Source organism: Endozoicomonas sp. YOMI1 (assembly GCF_024606345.1).
Classification (GTDB): domain Bacteria; phylum Pseudomonadota; class Gammaproteobacteria; order Pseudomonadales; family Endozoicomonadaceae; genus Endozoicomonas.
In genome coordinates this window covers 1-1,962 of record NZ_JAHHPM010000277.1, presented here as the reverse complement: position 1 = coordinate 1,962, position 1,962 = coordinate 1, and the positions used below count along the sequence as shown (strand labels likewise).

At 41.4% G+C, this 1,962-nt stretch carries 1 protein-coding gene; it reads left to right on the top strand.

The genetic code is table 11. The annotated features are described in order from the left end of the window. The first annotated feature begins 300 nt into the window (after window positions 1–300). Window positions 301–1,740, top strand: a complete 1,440-nt coding sequence (locus KDK15_RS09620; RefSeq protein WP_257295140.1) for a hypothetical protein — start codon at window positions 301–303, stop codon at window positions 1,738–1,740. Window positions 1,741–1,962: the final 222 nt, after the last annotated feature.

Below are 1,962 nucleotides of genomic sequence, written 5' to 3'. Positions count from 1 at the left end.
CAAATGGAATCGTATATTTCTGGCTAAGTGGACAGTTACTATGCAAGGCACAACGAAGCGAGCATAGCCTTAGCTATGTGACCGGAGTTGTAACGCCGCAGAGTGACTGTCAATTTAGTCAGAAAATACGATTTCATTTGGTTAACTACTTATAGTGAGGGTGTTGGGGATAAACATCTATGAGGGTTTTCTACTTTTATAAGGTGCAAAATAGTCGTCTATCGTTGTAGCAGAACAGCAAACCAGCAGATGAATCCGCAATTTCTCAGGGAACAATGCTGGAATAAAGCTGTCTGAAAAGTGAAACAACTGTTAGTTATTGGAAGCTTTATTTTGGACGCAATCGCCAAGCCTCAATCTGTTGCTCAATCTGGTGCTCAATTTGATAGTAGTCAGGCTGTTGATGAATTAACCGGGCTTTTCGGGGAGGTTTTATTCAATCATCGTGAAACCAGGGTTACAACAGATGGATTAATACCTGAGACGACTTCACAAACTGACCTTGCCAGGGTTTTGGACTCATCTCCCCGTGATGTTTCAGTAGTCGCCAGATCAGTCTCTATGCCGTCAGATAGTGGGTTTGCTTATTCACCGGCAGATACGGGCTTACGGTTGGAGTATTTACGCAAACATCATGTTGTTGAAGGGTTAAATAATGATCCGGACTATTCAGCCCTCATCGAGCAACTATCCCATGCCACATCAGATCATGAAAAATCATCTTTATCTGAAAAGTTACAGGAAGCGGTTGAACGTAAACATAGATCAAATTTAATGAATGCATTTCCTCTTCTTAAGGATTTATCAAATAGAACTAACTTTGTAGGGCAAGCATTTAGTCTGATCAATAAAAGTGATCAGTTTTTGTGCGACAACGGTAATATTGATAAGCGTAGCTTAATGTTAAATGTTGGCATTCTGGACGCTTTGTATAGTCAGTTGACGGACTTGTCAACGCTTTTAAACGGAGAGCTGTGTACGGAATCGCTTTCAATAATACGCTATATCAATATGATCTTTCCTGACTCTATTTATTCTCTTGACACCCTGAACCTTCGTCAGCTCTATGGCCATGTGGCAGAGCCATCTCATCACAAAGAGCAAGTAGGTCTAAGGCGTAATTGGATTCCTGATGATCCTCGTGTAATCAATGTGATATCGATGATTGCTTATTATCGTGAAACTGAACTCCGTATTTATTCCAACATTTCTAAAGCCTCGGCAAAGTATCTTAATGATTATCTAAGAACGAATAATATTGACCGATTGTTTTTCCCTATGGCGGGATCCGGTTATTTTTCTAAAAGTATGATTGACGCAGGCATGCCCTCAACCTGCTTTGATATCAATCCACCTGAAAAAACCTTTACCAGAGTAAATAAAGCGGATGTTTTTGTCAGCGTTGACAAGTTTGTCAAAATACTTGCTTTGACTGGTGGCAACATCGGCTTGTCAGCATTGGTACTCGATGCGCCGCAGCCCATTTTCATGGCTAATGGGGGTTGGATGGATGCTGATGAATTTCTTCCCAAGGTCATTAAGTTCTGGTTTGATCGGGGAGGTAAGAATTTGCTGGTCATTTCTGAGGCCAGTAATCAAGAGTTGCTTTTCTCTTCCAAAGCATTAACAAGAATGGGAATGGCCATGAACCCTGTTATACCGGGTTTTACTCCTGAGATATTTAAAGGCTTGGGCGAACATGTTGGTATCTGTGGTCTTTATCGGATTGATAAAAAATAAGCTGTTGATTACCTACTGCTTAGAGAGTATTGGAGAGGTGGATGTTTGTTGATGGGATATCCGGCGTTGAAATAGACGTAAAGTCACTGCGAATTATCAGCCAGTAGGGTAAATGAAGCATACAGTGTGAAAATCAGGCTAACTGCCACTGTCGAGACAGTCAGCCATAGCCTCTTGGATTAGCCTCTTGGATTAGCCTCTTGGATTAGCCTCTTGGATTAG